The sequence below is a fragment of the Segatella copri genome (assembly GCF_009494395.1).
Taxonomy (GTDB): Bacteria; Bacteroidota; Bacteroidia; order Bacteroidales; family Bacteroidaceae; genus Prevotella.
In genome coordinates this window covers 15,291-34,266 of sequence record NZ_VZCB01000059.1, presented here as the reverse complement: position 1 = coordinate 34,266, position 18,976 = coordinate 15,291, and the positions used below count along the sequence as shown (strand labels likewise).

At 40.2% G+C, this 18,976-nt stretch carries 18 protein-coding genes and 2 pseudogenes; 3 read left to right on the top strand and 17 right to left on the bottom strand.

The window, feature by feature from the left end:
* Positions 1 to 27: 27 nt before the first annotated feature.
* The 5 genes and pseudogenes from F7D73_RS07740 to F7D73_RS07720 all read right to left on the bottom strand — a co-directional run.
* Positions 28 to 1,473 carry an ATP-binding protein gene (locus tag F7D73_RS07740; RefSeq protein WP_153098246.1) on the bottom strand — a complete coding sequence of 482 codons (1,446 nt, stop codon included), beginning with the start codon at positions 1,471 to 1,473 and terminating at the stop codon, positions 28 to 30.
* Positions 1,470 to 2,078 carry a DUF6088 family protein gene (locus F7D73_RS07735; protein WP_119229576.1) on the bottom strand — a complete coding sequence of 203 codons (609 nt, stop codon included), beginning with the start codon at positions 2,076 to 2,078 and terminating at the stop codon, positions 1,470 to 1,472. Before F7D73_RS07735 ends, F7D73_RS07740 begins: the two co-directional genes overlap by 4 nt.
* Positions 2,079 to 2,168: 90 nt before the next feature.
* A complete protein-coding gene (locus tag F7D73_RS07730; protein WP_153098247.1) occupies positions 2,169 to 2,798 on the bottom strand; it encodes an RteC domain-containing protein in 630 nt (209 codons plus the stop codon).
* Between the two features lie 230 nt (positions 2,799 to 3,028).
* Positions 3,029 to 4,345 (bottom strand): sigma-54-dependent transcriptional regulator, encoded by a 1,317-nt coding sequence (locus F7D73_RS07725; RefSeq protein WP_153098248.1) that lies wholly within the window; start codon positions 4,343 to 4,345, stop codon positions 3,029 to 3,031.
* A pseudogene (locus F7D73_RS07720) lies at positions 4,342 to 6,262 on the bottom strand (hybrid sensor histidine kinase/response regulator); the annotation flags it as partial. The pseudogene F7D73_RS07720 and the gene F7D73_RS07725, both read right to left, overlap by 4 nt.
* Before the next feature lie 135 nt (positions 6,263 to 6,397).
* Between F7D73_RS07720 and F7D73_RS07715 the strand changes: the two are divergent.
* Entirely contained in the window at positions 6,398 to 7,684 is a 1,287-nt protein-coding gene (locus tag F7D73_RS07715) for an IS1380-like element ISBaov1 family transposase (RefSeq protein ID WP_007664617.1), read from the top strand.
* Between the two features lie 153 nt (positions 7,685 to 7,837).
* On the opposite strand, the gene F7D73_RS07710 is transcribed toward F7D73_RS07715, so the two are convergent.
* The gene (locus tag F7D73_RS07710; RefSeq protein WP_007837439.1) at positions 7,838 to 8,038 is read right to left on the bottom strand and encodes a hypothetical protein; all 201 of its coding nucleotides are present in this window, start codon (positions 8,036 to 8,038) and stop codon (positions 7,838 to 7,840) included.
* 665 nt (positions 8,039 to 8,703) lie between these two features.
* Here F7D73_RS07710 and F7D73_RS07700 point away from each other — a divergent pair.
* Entirely contained in the window at positions 8,704 to 9,006 is a 303-nt protein-coding gene (locus F7D73_RS07700) for a hypothetical protein (RefSeq protein ID WP_007664625.1), read from the top strand.
* 40 nt (positions 9,007 to 9,046) lie between these two features.
* On the top strand, positions 9,047 to 9,499 hold the full coding sequence (locus F7D73_RS16040) for a hypothetical protein (protein ID WP_007664626.1): 453 nt from the start codon (positions 9,047 to 9,049) through the stop codon (positions 9,497 to 9,499).
* Positions 9,500 to 9,658: 159 nt separating this feature from the next.
* Here the strand turns inward: F7D73_RS16040 and F7D73_RS07685 are convergent, their stop codons facing one another.
* The 11 genes and pseudogenes from F7D73_RS07685 to F7D73_RS07630 all read right to left on the bottom strand — a co-directional run bounded on the left by F7D73_RS07685 (position 9,659) and on the right by F7D73_RS07630 (position 18,582).
* Positions 9,659 to 10,153 (bottom strand): HD domain-containing protein, encoded by a 495-nt coding sequence (locus tag F7D73_RS07685; RefSeq protein ID WP_008021362.1) that lies wholly within the window; start codon positions 10,151 to 10,153, stop codon positions 9,659 to 9,661.
* A 37-nt stretch (positions 10,154 to 10,190) separates the two neighbouring features.
* Positions 10,191 to 10,931: a class I SAM-dependent methyltransferase gene (locus F7D73_RS07680; RefSeq protein ID WP_005816203.1), complete on the bottom strand. Its 741-nt coding sequence runs from the start codon at positions 10,929 to 10,931 to the stop codon at positions 10,191 to 10,193.
* A 592-nt stretch (positions 10,932 to 11,523) separates the two neighbouring features.
* On the bottom strand, positions 11,524 to 12,258 hold the full coding sequence (gene erm(G), locus F7D73_RS07670) for a 23S rRNA (adenine(2058)-N(6))-methyltransferase Erm(G) (RefSeq protein ID WP_008021360.1): 735 nt from the start codon (positions 12,256 to 12,258) through the stop codon (positions 11,524 to 11,526).
* A 59-nt stretch (positions 12,259 to 12,317) separates the two neighbouring features.
* Positions 12,318 to 12,683: pseudogene (locus F7D73_RS07665) on the bottom strand (IS982 family transposase); the annotation flags it as partial.
* A gap of 10 nt (positions 12,684 to 12,693) precedes the next feature.
* Positions 12,694 to 12,930, bottom strand: a complete 237-nt coding sequence (locus F7D73_RS07660) for a hypothetical protein (protein ID WP_153098249.1) — start codon at positions 12,928 to 12,930, stop codon at positions 12,694 to 12,696.
* A 112-nt stretch (positions 12,931 to 13,042) separates the two neighbouring features.
* Entirely contained in the window at positions 13,043 to 13,630 is a 588-nt protein-coding gene (locus F7D73_RS07655; protein ID WP_153098250.1) for an outer membrane beta-barrel protein, read from the bottom strand.
* 62 nt (positions 13,631 to 13,692) lie between these two features.
* Complete coding sequence (locus F7D73_RS07650) at positions 13,693 to 15,219, bottom strand: hypothetical protein (RefSeq protein WP_153098251.1); 1,527 nt, start codon at positions 15,217 to 15,219, stop codon at positions 13,693 to 13,695.
* Between the two features lie 61 nt (positions 15,220 to 15,280).
* On the bottom strand, positions 15,281 to 15,808 hold the full coding sequence (locus F7D73_RS07645; RefSeq protein ID WP_153098252.1) for a hypothetical protein: 528 nt from the start codon (positions 15,806 to 15,808) through the stop codon (positions 15,281 to 15,283).
* A 26-nt stretch (positions 15,809 to 15,834) separates the two neighbouring features.
* A complete protein-coding gene (locus F7D73_RS07640) occupies positions 15,835 to 17,058 on the bottom strand; it encodes a beta-ketoacyl-[acyl-carrier-protein] synthase family protein (RefSeq protein ID WP_153098253.1) in 1,224 nt (407 codons plus the stop codon).
* 49 nt (positions 17,059 to 17,107) lie between these two features.
* Entirely contained in the window at positions 17,108 to 17,836 is a 729-nt protein-coding gene (gene fabG / locus F7D73_RS07635) for a 3-oxoacyl-ACP reductase FabG (RefSeq protein WP_116615865.1), read from the bottom strand.
* A gap of 17 nt (positions 17,837 to 17,853) precedes the next feature.
* Positions 17,854 to 18,582 carry a UpxY family transcription antiterminator gene (locus F7D73_RS07630; protein ID WP_153098254.1) on the bottom strand — a complete coding sequence of 243 codons (729 nt, stop codon included), beginning with the start codon at positions 18,580 to 18,582 and terminating at the stop codon, positions 17,854 to 17,856.
* Positions 18,583 to 18,976 lie beyond the last annotated feature (394 nt).

Genomic DNA, 18,976 nt, shown 5'->3' with positions numbered 1-18,976 from the left:
CAAATCACCACTGCCTTTGTCGTCTTTCTATTTTAATAATGCCTTGCCTTTTTCTGTAAGCATATATTTTTGTCCCGGATGCTTCGGATTTTTAGGGTATTTCATTGAAATTAGACCTTCTTCCAAAGCAGGGGTAAGGTAAGTTTTCAAGAAATTAACCCTATCCTTCAATTTTAAGAGAGACATGATTTCTTTTACTGAATATTCATTGGTATTTACAACAGAAATCAGCTCCTGAACAAATTTTGTAGCTTGTTGGGTAGCTTGTTGGGTAGCTTGTTGGGTAGCTTGTTGGGTGTTTACCACACTGCTCCTATTATACTTAAATACGACCCACACAAAATTGCCATCAGTATTGAATTCTGGAGCAGGCAAGCCTACACGTTTGCATTCATCGACCATTGTACCTATTCCACGTCCCCAACTCTCCAATATCTTGCTCTTATAGAGTACGTTGGCAATAATTGGATTCTGTGGTTTGGAGTCATGTTCCTGCATAAGACGTTCTATAGGCAAGTCGGCAGGAAAAGTTCCCGTATTTCGTATTTCAACACGGTCATCGTAGATAGCGATGCTTACAGAACTACCTGGTTGATGATACGAGCGATGGCAAAGTGAGTTGATGCAACTCTCTCTTAAAGCCTTGTACGGAATGCTCAACTCTTCCTCACGATAAAGACCGTTTATCTTACCAGACAGTGAGAGATGCTTAAAGAAAAATGCCATTGAGGCATCAAGCAATTCGTAAATATTACCTTCCGCACGTTGGTTGTCTATAAACTCTTCTTTTGTTGTTCCTTTGAAACGAGCCATACGCACAAGACATTGTGGGTATCCATACAAATCCTTGCCAAACAACACGGCGGCTGCATTGTTCAGTTTACCATCATGGAACAAGCCGAACTTTTTCAAGATTACAGGTATCTCCTCGCGAATAGTTGTTTCTGGAAGTCTTCCGTTTCGTATTCCCTCACGGACAGCACCGAGAATGGCATTCTCATCCAAGTCACTTATCTCCAAATCAGAGTTAATCATTGCTTCCCATCCATATTTTCCGCCTCTTTCCATTAAGAGATGGTTATACCGTTCCTGTGGCATAAAAGTTGTGGTACTTTCAATGCGCATATAAGCCCTTCCCTTATAAGTGAAAGGACGCATGAATCGTTGACATTCCGCATGAATGGCTATCACATATTTGTCAGTCTCAAGAATAGGAACATACGAGATTTCCAACTCTACAAAAGGCTCAATTCTATTGACCGCCTCAGCAATAGAGCGTTTAGTATTGTCAGATACCTCTTGACCTATAATCTTACCATTATCCTTTACACCATAAAGAATAGTACCACCTTCACAGTTGAGAAACGCACATAGAGTCTCCATCGAACGGTCTAATTGACCTGTCGATTCCTTAAACTCCAAATTGTTGCTTTCCTTTAAGGAAGCAAGTTTTTCTATATCTTGATAATTCATACTTGTTGCAATTTTTTACGAACCCATGCTGGAGCCAGCAAAATGTCTTTTTGAAAATCTCCCGTTGGGACATTTTTCAAATGACCTTTGATGATGTTCATCTGTAGTTCTGTTATATTTTCATCACCGATTTCACGGAGAGCCATTACTATCAACAGCATAAGCTTTGACCGATAAGCAAATGTTCTCATCTCAGATGTATGCTTGAAAAGGATTCCGTTACCTTTGCCTACAGAAACCTTGCGAGAAGACCCATCTGTAAAGAACACCACATTTGCCGGTACTTGTTTTGACAGTCCTAATACATTCAACACATACGCACCCGTCGGAACAATTCTAACTTTATCACGTTTAGCAATGCCATTGGCAATGTCTTCAATGGATGGCGGTACAACTCCGCTTCCCCATTTTGTGTCAATCTTTGGATAGCAATAGATGCCTTGTGCCACTCTTATTATGTCTCCATCTTTGCACAAACGCACCAAGGCTGACCTTATTGCATCGGATGATGCCATTTGAGCGAATGAATCGGGAAAGAACAATGTTCCCCGTTTGGAAGACGTTATTTTCCTTTTTATCTCGTTATAAGCGCTATTCGTTGCCATTCCTCTTTATTTTGCCACAAAACTACAATATTTTTGTGGCAACACCAAAAGTTTTTAATCTTTTTCAGAATTAAATAAGAAACACCTCGATTATCGTCTCATTCTCTCCAATTCATCATCCTTTCGCATTTTGTCGTTCAACTTCTCCTGCATTCTGTCAAGGAAGTAAGTACGGCTATGGTTCTTGCGTCTTCTGATGTCGGTATAGAAACGATAGCAGTCCTTGGCTTTGATGCCGAAGAACTGGTACATGGCTTGCGCCAAGTCCTTGAATTTCACATCGCCATCGTTCACGCTTCCCATTACGCAGATGCCATATACCATTTCTACAAGGTCAACGGCATTGCCAGTCCATTTCACTAATGGCTTTGATTCTGATGATACTGGCGGAGAGGCTTCTGAAGTGGATGTGGTCACATGAAGATGATATGTTGCTGCCACATGCTCTTGCATTCTGCGGATAAATGCAATAGCCTTGCGCACATACAAGCCTACGGTTCCCAAACAATCCTTTATATGAGGCATTGACAGATGAAAGTCAAGCTCGGTCTCTGCGTATGACAGTGCAAAGACCGCTTGCTTCACGTTGGTGCTGCATAAATCAACCACAACCTTGATAAACTCACGATATGAGTTCTCCAAAGCGTTACCACATTTGTTCTTATGACCTGCATTCAGCAAGTTGAAAAAATCAGTCTCTAACAATATGTTGTATTCCATGTTGCTGTCTCTTTTATGGGTTTGTACTAATTTGATGTATTCGTGCGCACACCATTTATTAGTCCAATACCTATGCCATTCCAAGACAGACTAAACAATAGGATGATGATATTTCCTGATAATCAGCAACTTTATCAAGAGAATAAGATTTTCACAAGGAAATTGCAAGCAGAAATAGTGTAAGGAAAACCGGACACTCGTCCAATCTTCCTTACACGGTTCTTATACCGTTACAACTTGTTAGTAGGAATACCATACTCTTTCATACGGGCATAGAATGTAGTATGGCTCATTTCCAACATTTTTGCCGCATCACGCTTGATGCCATTGCATTGCTTCAAAGCCCACAAGATACGCTCTCGATTGATCTTGCGTTCTTGTTCATCAAAGTCCAAAGCCTCTTCTGTCAATGTCGATTGTGACAACTGCAAGTCCTCGACATCTATAATCTCATTCTCGCATAACAGCATAGCTCGCATGATACATGATTTCAACTCACGCACATTACCTGGCCATGTATGGCTTACAAGTGCCCTTTGCGCTTCCTTACTGATACATTTTATTTCTTTGTCCGTATGCCTGTCATATAGTTTCAGGAAGAAGTTAGCTAATGGCATAATATCTTCCTTGCAATCCCGCAACCGTGGAATCTCAATAACCGCTTCGTGAAGTCGATAATACAGGTCACTTCTGAATCGTCCTTCCCGAACTGCCTCTTGCAGATTCTCGTTGGTAGCGGCAATAATGCTCACATCAGCCACTTTATCTTTTGTAGCTCCCAATGGTCGGTAGCTCTTGGATTGCAACACACGCAGCAGCATCGCCTGTACGTCTTTCGGCAGGTTGCCTATCTCGTCCAAGAACAGCGTACCTCCAGCAGCCAATTCAAAGTAACCTTTTCTTGCTGAGTCCGCACTTGTGAATGCCCCTTTCTCATGCCCGAAGAGAACGGAAACGGCAAGTTCCGCAGAAAGCGTACCGCAATCTACTACTTCAAAAGGCTTGTCGGCTCTTTTGCTTTGCAGATGTATCTTTTCCGCTATATGTTCTTTGCCAGTACCGTTGTCGCCCAATATCATAACAGCCATGTCGCTTTTGGCAAACAATTCTGCCATTTTGTATATACGGCGAAACTTCTCACTTTTGCGGTAAACAATCTTGTTATTCAACTCTACGAGTCGTTTCTGCTTGTCTATGATTTCTTCCAAACGTTCATAAACTACATCAAGCAACAATTTCTTCGGTATATAGTCTTCCGCTCCCAATTTCATAGTCCTCACGGCACTCATGCTTTCATCGTAAGATGTCATGATGATAAATGGATTCTGATAGCCGTTACTACGCATCCATTCCAACAGGTCGATGCCGTTATCATTCCCCAAGCGCATATCCGAAATGACAACATCCCATTCAGAGGATTCCTTCACAGCTTTCAGACCATCTCTGTAATTGTAGCATAAGATTGTTTTCCATCCCTTCGCTTCCAACTTCTTGCCCAACATATTGCAAAATGTCGGACTGTCTTCAATGATTATTACTTTCTTCATGCTGTTACCTCCTCAATTTTCTTTTGTGCGGCTTTGAGGATTGCCTCACCATGTGCGAAAACATCCTCAACCGCTTGGTTGATAACGTCGTCTGATGATGTAGAATCTTCTATCAAGTCAAAAAGATAGTTCAAAGACTCGTCAGATTGTACCATCATCCACGAGCTTCTTGCGTGGTGAATGGCATCAGACATTTTCTTGCGGTTCTCCTCTTGGGCTGCATTACGGATACTGCCCAATGTGTCAGTCATTTCCTTTACGAAATTCTCCAAAGTCTCTTTTTCATTGCCGTAGGTCAGCAACATAGAGAAGTCTATTTGTTTTTCTGCTATCTTACCGTTTACACACTTTCTTGCAGTGTTTATCAAATCCTTGTCAGACATCGGCTTGAACAGGCAAGCGACAAATCCTGCATCAAGCAGTTCTTGCTCACTCACATTTGGTGCTGCTGTCATAACGACAACAGGAATGGTCTTGGAGTTACGCACGTTCACCATACGCATCATTTCCAGAATCTCGATACCATTCACTTCAGCCATCTTCAAATCCGTTATCAGCAGATCATAAGATTTTTTGCGCATCATATCCAACAAATCCGTGGCATTATTACAAGTGTCACATACGATGCCGTTTGATGCAAACGCCTCACGAATGGTACTCAGTTGCACATGGCTATCATCAATGGCAATGACAGTAAACGAATCTTGTCGTTTCGTTCTATACTGGATTGGTTCCACATTCTGCTTTTCGGCTGTAGCCATAGGAAGACTAATGGTAAAAATACTTCCCAGCCCTTGGTGACTGGACACATCGATTTTTCCTTTCATCAGTGAAACGAGGTTCTTGACAATGGAAAGCCCCAAGCCCGAAACCCTCCTTTGCGGCGGCATTTGATAGACGTTCAAACGCACCGAACGCTTGTTTCTGTTCCTCTTCTGTCATGCCTGTACCTGTATCCTCAACGACCAGTGTCAGAACTCCATTGTCATATTCAGTAATCAAAGAAACACCGCCTTCTTCTGTGAACTTGACAGCGTTTGACAGCAGGTTATTCCCGATTTGTATTATTCGCTCTTTGTCGGTCAATACAATGGCATCGTGTCCAGTCTTCACGGACAAGGACAACCCTTTGTTCACGGCAACAGGCATGAACTCCGTTTCAAGTGTGTGCGTGATTGCAGAAATCCGGCAGGGTGACAGACGGGGCTGTTCCTTGCCGTTGTCCAGGCGGAAGAAATCAAGCAAAGTGTTGAGCATATCCCGCATACGGTCGGAGGATTGCAGTATATTTTGGATATATTGCCCATTATTACCGCTATTGCATTCTTTCCGCAAAAGTTCGGTATAGCCGGTTATTGCCGTCAGTGGTGTACGCAACTCATGGGTAATAGTATGTACCGCTTTCTTTCGGGAGGTTATGAGTACCTCATTTTGTTGCACGGACTGTTCCAATTGCTCGATCAAATCCGTTGTCTTGCGTTTGTATCGTTTAATGTTCTTTGCATCACGGTGTATGATGATATAGGAAATGACCAACAGCAAAAGAACAAATCCCATCAAGCCGCCTATCTGCATAAATGATTTTTTACGCATGGCTGTTATCTCGCTTTCTCTATTTTGTAAATCAGATTGTACCTTCTTTTCGATTTGGCAAATCAATCCTTGCAGTTGTCTGTTAAGTTCTGCATTACGGGCAGCAAGACTATCGGCTTGTTCTGACAATCGACGGCTCTGCGCTTTCTGTTCGTTGACCATGTTTCTATTGGATGAACGGAGCGTAGTCGTTGTTGTCGTTGGCTTCGTTCCCTCTTTTTTGCCGAAGATGCTCAAGAAACCTTTTCGTTTTGGCTTTTTGGACTGTTCCTGCACACTTTTCTGTACAATAACCGGAATTTGATTGGCTATCTTCTTGTTAACCTTAATTCCGCAACACTATTATAAATATAACTTTTTAAGTACCTGAGCAACAAAAAGTTGCTCAGGATTTTGTCATGTCAGATTTTTCACCTATCTTAGTGTTGCAAATCAAAATATGTATCAAACCCGACAGACATGGCAAAGAAAGCAATAAAATCTGAGAAACTCACTCCTTTTGGAGGAATATTTGCAATGATGGAGCAATTTGACTCCACATTGTCATATGTAATTGACACAACCCTCGGTCTAAGATGCAGGCTGTATGGTTATCAATACAGCGAAATCATCCGTTCTCTCATGAGCATCTACTTCTGTGGCGGCTCATGTATTGAGGATGTCACAACTCATTTGATGCCCCATCTCTCGCTTCATCCGACACTTCGTACCTGCAGCTCTGACACTATCCTCAGAGCGATAAAGGAACTGACGCAGGAGAACATTTCATACACGTCAGATACGGGTAAGAACTACGATTTCAATACGGCTGACACCCTCAATACCTTACTGCTCAATTGTATGTGTGCAGCTGGTCAGCTGAAAGAGGGTGAGATGTATGATGTTGATTTCGACCACCAGTTCATAGAAACAGAGAAATATGATGCAAAGCATACATACAAGAAGTTCCTTGGTTATCGACCAGGTGTGGCGGTTATTGGAGATTTGATTGTCGGCATTGAGAACAGCGACGGCAACACAAACGTCCGTTTCCATCAGAAGGACACGCTGAAGAGATTCTTCGAAAGGTTTGAACAGAACAATCTTGTTATCAATCGTTTCAGAGCTGATTGCGGCTCGTGCTCTGAAGAGATCGTGGAAGAGGTTGCCACCCACTGCAAGACCTTCTATATCCGTGCCAACCGCTGTAGTTCGCTCTACAATGACCTCTTCGCTCTCAGAGGCTGGAAGAGGGGAGAAATCAACGGCATTGAGTTTGAGCTGAATTCCATTCTTGTAGAGAAGTGGAAAGGCAAGACATACCGGCTTGTGATTCAAAGGCGGAAACGGATGGACGGTGAGCTTGACCTCTGGGAAGGAGAATACACATACCGCTGCATCCTGACCAACGACTACGAGCCTTCCGTAAGAGAGATTGTCGAGTTCTATAACCTCCGCGGAGGAAAGGAGCGCATCTTCGATGACATGAACAATGGTTTCGGATGGTCCAGATTGCCCAAATCCTTCATGGCAGAGAACACAGTGTTCCTTCTTCTTACAGCACTTATCCGTAACTTCTACAAGGTCATTATCCAAAGACTTGACGTAAAGAGGTTCGGACCCAATAAAACAAGTCGCATAAAAGCGTTTGTCTTCAGATTTGTCTCTGTACCAGCCAAATGGATCAGAACATCAAGGTGGTATGTGCTGAATATCTATACCTGTAATAATGCTTACGCAGATGTATTCCAGACTGATTTTGGATGACGACTACAACTTATGGGTATGATACTGCGTATTGTCTCAAGTCGCATTGTGGGGTAAGGGGGTATTGTAGGCAGAAGTGGGTATTTCAGCCTCAATTTATCTAATAATTCAGTAATGAGAGAACGTGTACACGTAAATAGGACGATGAAGGACTTAGTTGCGGATTTGAGGCTTATGAAAAGCGTATTGCTTTCTCAATACATGCCGTTCCTCTTCGCTCAGCGACAGGAAATAGGCTTTCCATCCCGGACAGAAATTGATGTGCCATCGCCAAAAACGACCCAACAATGACTTGGGTGAACGGTCGTATCGCCGCCTCAGTGGGCACTGCTGACAGTTATGTTTCTTTTCCAATACTTTATCTATTTATCTTTCGTAAAACTCTCGTGGCAAAAATAAGGATTATTTTCAGTGATCAAGCACACAGTTCATTAAAAAAGAGAGGATTTGCTAAGATTCAGAATAACGACGAGCCATCGACCCCAACGGGAGTCGAACTTCAAGTAACCGCACATGATACAATGTGCGGGTCGAAGTGCCTTCCCAATCCACGACCCCAACGGAGGTCGAACCTTTCTACAGATTATATGGTTCGACCCCGTTGGGGTCGGATGTATAGGAGTCATCTGGCCATCCGCAAGTCTTTGACATTGCGGTTAACGGGGGTGAGACCCTTTTCAGGGTCTGTTTGTTTGCACACCTTCATTCTACATAAACGGCTAAATTCAAATATTAAAAGCGTTTACATATTGCAACGTATTTATCTGTTATGCTCCTATTAAATTGTTCTATATCCTTATACTTTTCAACTAAATCCTTTATCACAGGCGCATTTAAATCGACGTTTAGGGTATATTGAACAAAAGCACGTAGCATCTCATAATTATAATTTACTCAAGTTTCGGATTTAGGTTGAGAGGATAGATTTGGGCATAAAAAAGGCTTTGAGGATTTCCGTATGTCACGGAAATTTAGTAATTTAGAGGTGCCCAAACAACTAATTACAATCACTCAAAGCCATGAGCAAAATTACAAAAATTCCATCGGAGATCCGCAACTTTTTCACGGGAAAACGAATCAATCCCGCATTTTCCAAGTTTATGACCCTCCTTGAGGGGATGAGGATTTCAGACAAAGATCTCGGAGGGAAAAAACGTGAGAACTGTCAGCTTACCAACCTTCAACTTTTCCAGATCATATTGATTCTGCCGTTTATGGCCGTCCCGGGTTTTTCTCATTATGCCGGATCGTCAATCTCGAAACTGTTCGGGGGTAAGAAGGACCTACTCTATTCGTTTATGGCCAAGGACAATATAGACTAGCAACATCATCTGGCACATCGCCTGTCATCTCATCAAGGCCGTGACCATAAGGAAAGACTATCAAAAGAGCCATCTTCCGGCAGTGCTTATTGTGGATGATTCCGACCTGCCGAAGACCGGATTGAGGATGGAGTGTATTGGCAAGATATTCTCGCACGTGTTTCAGCGGTGCATTCTCGGCTACAAGCTGCTGGCCCTGTGCTGGAGCGACGGCCGCTCTCAATTTGTCGTGGACTTCTCGATTCACGGCGAGAGAGGGAAGGTCGATGGCAAGGAACAAGGTCTTACGGCCCGGCAGCGCGAGAGGCGCTACAACCGCAAGCGTGACAGAGACTGCCAGACCGAAAAACGCAAGGAAGAGTATTTCGTATCCAAGCTTGAGCGCCTGAAGAGCATGGTGAAGAGACCATTGGAGGATTGTTCGCCGATATATATGAAGGCGTACACGAGCTCACCGTCGTGGAAAAGATCTGGTCAATCATTATTGATGTAATAGCAATCGTGGCTGAGATTTTTACCATTGACGAGAACGAATTGATGGAGCAAATTATACGGGATAACCGCAGGTTCAAGGCCATGCAACTGATCGCTCAGACTGCATAAAACCTAAATCCGAAACTTGAGTAAAATACATAACTGTAATAATCTACTACTAATCTAAAATAAAGCGATTATAAGCTATCCTTTTCCCTGTGTTTGTTTTAAAGTTTTCACCTATACACTTTTTTATCTTTTCCTGTTCTTTTTCTTTATCCATAACCATTAAATTTTCAAGCAAATCAGCTTCCCATTGTATTTGAAAATCAAGTCCATTAATTTTAGATGGAGTATGGTGGTTGCCTATTATAAAGCATATTCTATCAATATTTTTGTTATAGCCTACCTTTTTTAATATTTCTTTCGCTACTGCTGGTCCTTCCTTTTCTTGATAGACACCATCAATAGAACCGTATTTTTTTTGTGCTTCAACCGCACCAATATCATGTAGTATAGCAGTAATACTGATGAATTCTTTTTCTTCCTCTCCGATATTTTCTCCGTTCATTATATCTTCTGCATTTTTCAAAACTTTAAGAGTATGCTCTATGCCAAAAGGTATTTCTTTGAATACTTCTTTCATCTCTATAATAATTTTTTCTTTAAACATAAATTGCCTCTATTTATTCTTTATAGGTGTTTTAGTTCTATCTATCCATTTTTTTATTGGCCGATACAATCAGCATCATGGGACGGCGCATTTCATCCTGCATCCCCGGAATATCCATCATGTTTTCCGGCGGCTGTGGCTCCACAATCTGATTTATTATAAAACCATTTGAAAGCAGCGTATTTAGATATGTGGTCAGTGTTCTATGATATTTTGTAACCTTTTCTCCCAAAAATACAGCTGTCCGTTTGCCCTCATAATAATAATTATCCACTGGAAAATGCAGTATTTCTCCTTTTTCGTTATAATGCCAGTCTTGTGTTCCATAGGCAGTAAAAACAGGATGTTCAACCGTAAAAACTAGCTTACCACCAGACTTCAGTATTCTATATATCTTTTTTACTAAAATCTCATAATCTGCTACATAGTGAAACGCAAGTGAACTTAATATTACATCAAAACTCTCCTCTGGGAATTCCACATCTTCTATAGCACAGCATTTATATTCAACCTGTGGAAAATGTGTTTTTTCTTTGGCTACCTCGAGCATTTTATGAGAAATATCAACACCTACAACAGAAGAAGCACCGTGTTCCATCGCATAAATACAGTGCCATCCATAGCCGCATCCTAAATCAAGCACACGCTTATCTTTAAAATCCGGCAGCAGCTTTCTCAATGTTTCCCATTCTCCTGCACCGGCTAGTCCCTGCTGTGAGCGACTCATTTGACTGTATTTTTGAAAAAATATATTATCATCATATTTGTTTTCTTTCATCTGAATTCCCCTTGTTTAAAAAGTTATTTATCTCCGTTGCAATTTTCTTCACTTCTTTATAAGGCTTCCCGGTCATATCATAGCATTCAAAAAGTGAAAGACCGAGTAATTCAAAAATATGATTAACCCTTTGGCGTATTTTTCAGGTTTATATTAAAAAGTTTCAAGCAGTTTTATAGCTTTCTTTTCGCCTATTCGAACGTGGTGGAAAGTACGCGAACATAAATTCCCGCGCCCCTATGCGCACGCAGTGCGCTCACGTGCCGAAGGCACATATCGCGCCAGAGGCATATCGCACGCGAATGAAATGTAGCGTATATCGCAAATCCGTGAGGATTTATATCGCTTTAGTTTGTCTGCTTCGTCAGACAAACTAAACTTTCCACGTGGCTGGAGAGGACAGAATGAATGTCATTTGAGTACGTCCGTTCTCGGAAACATATCCACTTCGCTTTTGGCACTATCGGTATACGGGAACATATCCAATCTCTCTCAGGAATGTATACCATACTTTTAAAAGGCAGAATAGCATTTTAACTAATGCTACCCTACCTATAACTAAACATTTACAGTTGCATGTGGCCTATTGTTTTTAGCCGTTAAATATTTTATAACTATTAAATAGCGATACAAATTGTTCGAAACTAATATTGTTTATATCATATATTCTCGCATATTTTAAAGCTTTATTAAATTGATTTTTTGTAAACAGTTTTTCATACTCTTTGTTAACCCATTTCATTACAAAAGTTTCATATTTTTTTCTCTCTTTAAATGCCATTTTTGCTGGCTTTCTTTTTAATACAATTAATGCGCTATCCACTTTAGGTTTTGGATGGAAATAATACCTGGGAATTTTTGCTAATATAGAAATATCTACCTCTGCCATTAACAGCAATGCTAGTGATCTGTTTGTATCTAATAACATTTTAGCAAAACCATATTCTACTATTAAATAACTTATTGTGGCTGAACTTTCAAAAACAATTTTTCGAATTATATTTGTGCTTATGTTGTAAGGTATGCTGCCAAATATTTTATATGGATTGTGGCTAGGAAATGTAAATTTTAGTATATCATCATTTACTATTTGATAGTTAGGATAATTTAAGAGCTTATTACGAGTTACCTCACATAATTTAGAATCAATTTCTATCGCCGTAACAAAATTACATCTCTTTACCAATTCAGCAGTAAAATGACCTTTCCCTGCACCTATTTCAAAGATGTTATCTTTTTCATCTAAACTTATGCAATTCATTATTTTTTCTATGTGATATTTTGAAGTAATAAAATTTTGACTATCTTTTATATTTACTTTGTTCATTATAACCCCTCCTTAATTTATTTCATTAACAAACAGTTTTTATGTTTTCATTTGGATATACGCAGTTCCTCACACAGGCCTGCCGTTTTCTTCCTGCGGTCATTGAACTGTCTCCTTGATATGAGATTAGGAATGTTGTCCTTGTACTCTTGCAATTTATAGTCGAACAACCACTTCTCACTATCAATGCTCTCGGTCTCTGCCGTCAAGGATAGCGCCACCACTTCCAAATCCGAAAACTTGGGAACAGGACCACGACGTGGAACATTACCCGATTCATTGACGAGATTTTCAGAGAATTGCTTGCATATCTCGAGTATTTTGACGAATTTTGTATAAAGGTTGTACATACGATGGTTTGGACTTAATGTTTTGAACACCACTAAGTTACTAAAAATCAGCGATATGTGCAACTTTTTACTCATATTTATCAACTTAAATTAATTCCGCCAACGGGTAGAGTTTAGAAATATTCAATATCTCATCAAATTCATCTGAAAAATGACCCCTAAAAGATTCTTTCTTCTCCCAAGTCGCATGAGATACATCAATGACTAACTTTGCTGTAACATTTTCTTTTATACAAGAATTGTCACCACTGAATTTCATTTTCTGTGCATCTATGGTCAATGTAACCATAATTGCAGCTAAAAGCAATAGGATTTTTTTCATTTTTTATTTTTTATGTGAAACTATATCGCATTAACTAATACTTCTGTACTAGAAACTCATTTATACTCTTTAGGTTGCTCTGTACAAAACAACCCAAAGAGTTATATTTCAATTACTTTGAACCAAGAAAGTTGAAACCGATATTGAAGAAGAACAGACCAGACTTAGATGAATATCCATCTTCACCCCAATTCTTCAAGCCGAAATCATAGCCAATGCTTGCATAAGCACGACCATAGTTGAAGCCAGTTCCGAGACGCAAACCATAATCTAAATCATCGTTTGGGCCATCAAAAACTTGAGAGATAAAGCCACCAAAGAAAGGCTGAATAGACATTTTATCATTCAAATAGTAGTGGTAGCTTACTACAATAGGCATTTCTATAGCCTGATTATTCGTTGATTCATCATCATAATAATAATCATCAGGAATATCCAACTTATAACCTCTATTTACATAATACAAACCAGACTCAAGATACAATGGTATTGGAGCTACCTTAAAATCAACAGCGAATCCACCCATCGGAAAGATCTTGGATTTTATGCCATCTCCAGAATAAGAAGATGCAGAAACGCCTCCACGAATACCTAAGTGAACACGTGGTTTCTCACTCAGCAACTGCGCATTTACCGTCATGGTTGAACCTGTAACCAACATCATGGCAACTACCGCCATTTTTTTAATACTCTTTTTCATAAACCTAAAAATTTAATATTAATAAAATGCAAACTATTTATGACAGATAGCCAATGATAGAATTAATCAATTCGGTCTGCTAATAGTTCACCGTAAATTTCTCCTGCAGCCTCAAAGCCCTGTTTTAACAGTCCTATATAATCACCAAAGTGTCCACCTTTTGATTTCATCTGCATAATTTGAACAACTTTTCCCGTAGCAGTTTCTACTATCATATAGTCAGCTAACGTATTTCCGTTATCATCTATTTTCTTCAATGCCACTTTTAGAGTATATTTGTTTCCCTGCTCTGTAGTGCCACGTAGACGAAGTTTTTTCATTTCCTTGTTCATTTTGGAAATAAAGATAGAAGTAAGACTCGGCTTATAAGTATTTTCCCACTTATCTGCAAAATTACTCTCTCGTTCTCTTTTATCTGCACTCGTAGCCATATATTTCACGAAATCTCGCTCGCTATTATTATTGATCTCACATTTGGAAAAATCCAGATACACGCTCAATGCGCTTTCATTTTTCAGACATTTAGCATCACCGCCTACAGAGTTCTTTATTTTTAAGTTAGAAACGGCATTCAACACTGTCTTAGGAACTTTATTACCTTTTGCCACTACTTTCTTGCGAGCTGGAGTTGGTTCAACTTCTGGGGCAACACTCTCTATCTCTTCGTTCTCCTCAATCTCAACTGGGGTCTTAGTTCCTTTCTTCACGTAGATGACTTCAGTTTCATTACCATCCTCATCCACCTCAATATACTTCACTTTACGCGTTTTTGGAGTAGCAGCAGTGGAAGTTACTGTTGCAGTTTTTTTCAACTGAGAGTTAGGTTTGCGAACAGATGCCCCTTTACGAGAAACGGTACCCTTGCGAGCTGAAACTCCCTTACGAACTGTTGAAGCAGAACGTGTTGAACTTTTTGCTACGGCATTACTTGCAGTTGCTGCTGTTTCAACAGGTGCTTCAACCACTCGCTTCACAACCTTTTTCGTAGGCTTAGCTATCGCACCACAATATTCTACGCTACCAGTAGCGTCCTTTGCTAACTTGAATATATTGCTTGCCAACTCAAAATAGGTCATGCCTAAGCGTACTGTCTCAGATGGGTGTCCTAACCCCTTTACCTCATCAAACGCCATTCGGCAGACATACTGACCTGCCTTCACATCAATAACCTCACAACGACCTTTCATGATTACTCCACCGGCCTTGACACTAGCAAAAGGATTAAAAGAACTGCCTCCGTTACCCATATCCATATAGTCAACATAGATAACCATCTTATACTTGGCATCAGTTAAATGCCTACCAATTTGCATTCCTTTTTTATTTTTCTTATTAAATCGGACTACAAAATATTCTAAAGCCTTATCTTGATCTTGTGGCCAGTCACGTACAAAATCTTCTCCTCGACTCTTCAAATAAGCGTCCAATGTCTGATCTTTGACCATAGTCTTAGAATAGTCCACAACAACAAGAGCCTGAGACGTCTCATTGAAAACAACAGGATTACCTGCCTTGACTGTCACTGGATTGTCAGCATAAATTCCTACGACAGACAACAATAACATTACAATAGATAATAATCTTTTCATACACGATATTTTTTATTACACTTAACTATATGCTATCTGCTTGTTTTTATGATATTGTTGCTTACTCAAAACATTTTACAACAAAAGAAGCAATACTTTTTGCAGAATCTTCATAGCCATCTCCCCATAAATTACTCATTGTTCCCCAATGACCACCTGAGCCAGAAATATGAAATTTAACAAGTATATTGCCAAATTCATCTAATATGTAACAATCATTAGTATTATCACCTTTCATCGATACGCTTACAGGTTTAACAAGCAATGTATATTTTGCATTGCTGTTAAGAGTTACGAAGGCTCCTTTCTTTGACAATTTATTATTCAAAGATTTTATTACTTTTTCTTGGACGACAGGTTTCAATTCATTTTCAAGCTCATTTTTTGCATTATACTTAGGCTGAGAGGCTTGCCGGTATTCCAACCAATCAGCGACAGTCTTATTGTCAATTTTCGTTTCTGAAAAATCTATTTTAAGCCTGATTTTGTTTACACCCTTTAAAGAAGGTTTTGTACCCTCCAGTATTTTCTGTGCACCTACTGTCAATGTAACCATAATTACAATTAAAAACAATAGAATTTTTCTCATAATTATTTTTTTTCAAAACAACATTCTTAGATTTTTTTTATCACCAATGCAGAGTTGGTACCTCCAAAGCCGAAACTATTGCTCAAAACTGTATTTATTTCTGTATCATAAGTCTTGGCTGCTATATTTAATTTTTCGGAATACTCATCAGGATTTTCAAAGTTAATGTTAGGTGCCACAAAATTATTTTGCATCATCAACGTGCTGTAGACAACCTCTGAGGCTCCAGCCATCCAACATTCATGTCCTGTCATACCTTTAGTCGATGAAATTAGAGCATGTTTTCCATTGAACATACGGTTGAGCGCTATCGCTTCATACATATCACCTTGGTGTGTGCTGGTAGCATGGGCATTGATATAATCGATATCGTCTTCCTTAACTCCTGCCATATTGAGCGCACGGGTCATGGCTATAACACTACCATCATCAGACGGCTGACTGATACCGCCACCATTGCTTGAAAAGCCATAGCCAACGACTTCTGCCAAAATATTAGCACCACGAGCCTTAGCATGCTCATACTCTTCCAATACCAAAGAAGCTGCACCACCACTTGGAATCAGACCATCACGATCACGATCAAACGGACGACTCGCCTTAGTTGGCTCATTCATACGAATAGAAAAAGCACCAAGAGCATCAAAAGAAGCCATAGAATAATAATTGGTCTCCTGGGCTCCTCCACAAAGCACCATATCTTGCAAACCTTGTTTTATCATCATGAAACCCAAACCGATGGAATGGCTTCCACTGGCACAAGCCGAACTGACAGTAAAGTTAACTCCTCTAAGGTGGAAAATTGTACTGAGATTCATATTGACAGTGGAATTCATGGACTGAAAAATAATTCCATACCCCAACATGGCTGAGTCATGCTTTTCATCCATAATCTTGGATGCTTCTATGACCGGTTTAGCTGAAGAATCATTACCGAAAATACATCCAACCTCATTATTAAGTAAGTATTCATCGGAGATGCCGGCTTGACAGAATGCCTGTAGACTAGACATATATGCATACTTTGCCTCTTCTGACATTCCTGCACGAGTATGACGATCAAGCATTTTCTTTGTTATGATAGGTTCCTCAACTATGCCAGTCAATGCTGAACGGTAACCATATGTTAAACGTTCGGGCTGTATGCCTATACCTGATTTTCCATTATATAATGAATTCTTGACCGTTTCTAGGTCAGTACCAAGGCATGACCAAATACCCATACCTGTAATTACGACTCTTCTTTCCATTACTTATTATACCTTAATTATATTATGAATGATTGGAATGTAATAGCGATTATGTATAAAGACCACCATTTATACTGATTACCTCACCAGTGATGTAGGCTGCGTCATCCGAAACCAAGAAGCCTACCAATGCTGCCACTTCTTCTGGTTTCCCGAAACGTCCTACAGGTACTAACTTTTTAAGTTCGTCCTGTGGCAAATCCTTAGTCATATCTGTTTGTATGAAACCTGGAGCCACTGCATTCACTGTGATGTTACGAGGGGCTACCTCTTGAGCTAAAGCTTTTGTCGCTCCTATTAGCGCTGCTTTTGCTGTACTATAATTTACCTGACCTACCATTCCTTTCAAACCAGAAAGCGATGACATGTTTATAATTCTTCCACCTCGTTTACGAGGCATCATATGTTTCAATAGGCGTCTTGTGATATAGAAAAAGCCATTAAGATTTGTATTGATGACATCATGCCATTCCTCATTTGCCATCATAAACATAACATTGTCTCGACGAATACCTGCATTGTTTACTAACACAGAAATATAATCATCAGGATGTCTTTGCTCCCACAGGTCAATCGCATTTTCTATAGATTGTGAATCTGCAACATCAAAAGGTAGCAACTCTGCATAACCTCCGTTCGCCTCAATTAGTTCCTTTACCTCATTAGCACTTTCGGAATTAGAATGATAATTGATTATGACAGGATACTCATTTGCTAAGCGCAAAGCCACTGCACGTCCTATACCTCGCGAGGCTCCTGTTACTAAAGCATATTTCATATTTATTAATTGTTTTATTATATTTTTTGAAGAAACGCACTTGGTATATAGGCTGTGGCCATTGTTACCAAATCATCTACTACCACGCCTACTCTCTGTTGTCCCTGCCAGCGTGCAACTATTCCAACCACCCCTTTGAATACACCATCAATAACCTTTACCAACTGTCCTTTCTCGAACTTTGGCACTTCGACTAATGACACGATTGTATTATCCGCATCGGCAGCACAGATGATTTTGAGACTTTCCATCTGATAGTCTGGAACTATCATAGGAACCTTCTCTATTCTGCGTCCAACGTGGACGTGACGATAGTAAAAACGAAGGAATGGGAGATTTACGTTGTCGTAAACAAAGGTTTTGAGTTGTTCTTCTGTGCCGTAGGCGAAGAAGATATTGGGTAAACGTGACTCGATAACAATTTTGCGCTTACCTTTTACAAGTTTCACAACCTCGGTGGTAGGATAGAAAGCCGTGATGCCTTTGGCTGTCATGTAGTCGTATGCCTTTTTCTCTCTACCGTATGTGGTACGTAAGGCATACCAATGAGGAAAGTCTTCCTCTTTTTGTGCTTTAGGCTTACTTGCTATATGGGCATTTCTGGTGGACACCCCTGTTTGTGAACTCTCAGCGGAAACAGTGCTTTGAGCTTCGGGGAGGGCGTTGGAGGTAAGTCCAGCGCAAGGAGGGAATTCACCACCTCCTGAGGTGTGTACATCTTCTGATGTCCATTCATCGACTTTCATATCGGTGCTAACTTTTTTCTAGACAGAAATCCGTTAAATTGCGACAGAAAAAAAGCGTGGAATCGTCCTGTTGTCCATTCCACTTCCTGAGGCTCTAGCAATTGCCTATCATAGTTGAACAGACAACGTCAGAGCCCACGCCGATATGAAAATCATGTCCGTGTAAAGAGACCTATATAATACATTTGATTGCGCCCGAAAGGATACAATCTATGCTTACAAGGTCTCCACGGGATTGAAATAATCACACCCGGGACATCTACCGTTGACCATATTCAAGACTATGATTAACTGTTAATTTGCTAGATTACAGGAAGTCTTAAACACAGCGTCGATAAACGCCTTCCATTATGTCTGGATTGTCTTCCCACCCAAAGCCCGCTTTCGTATAGAT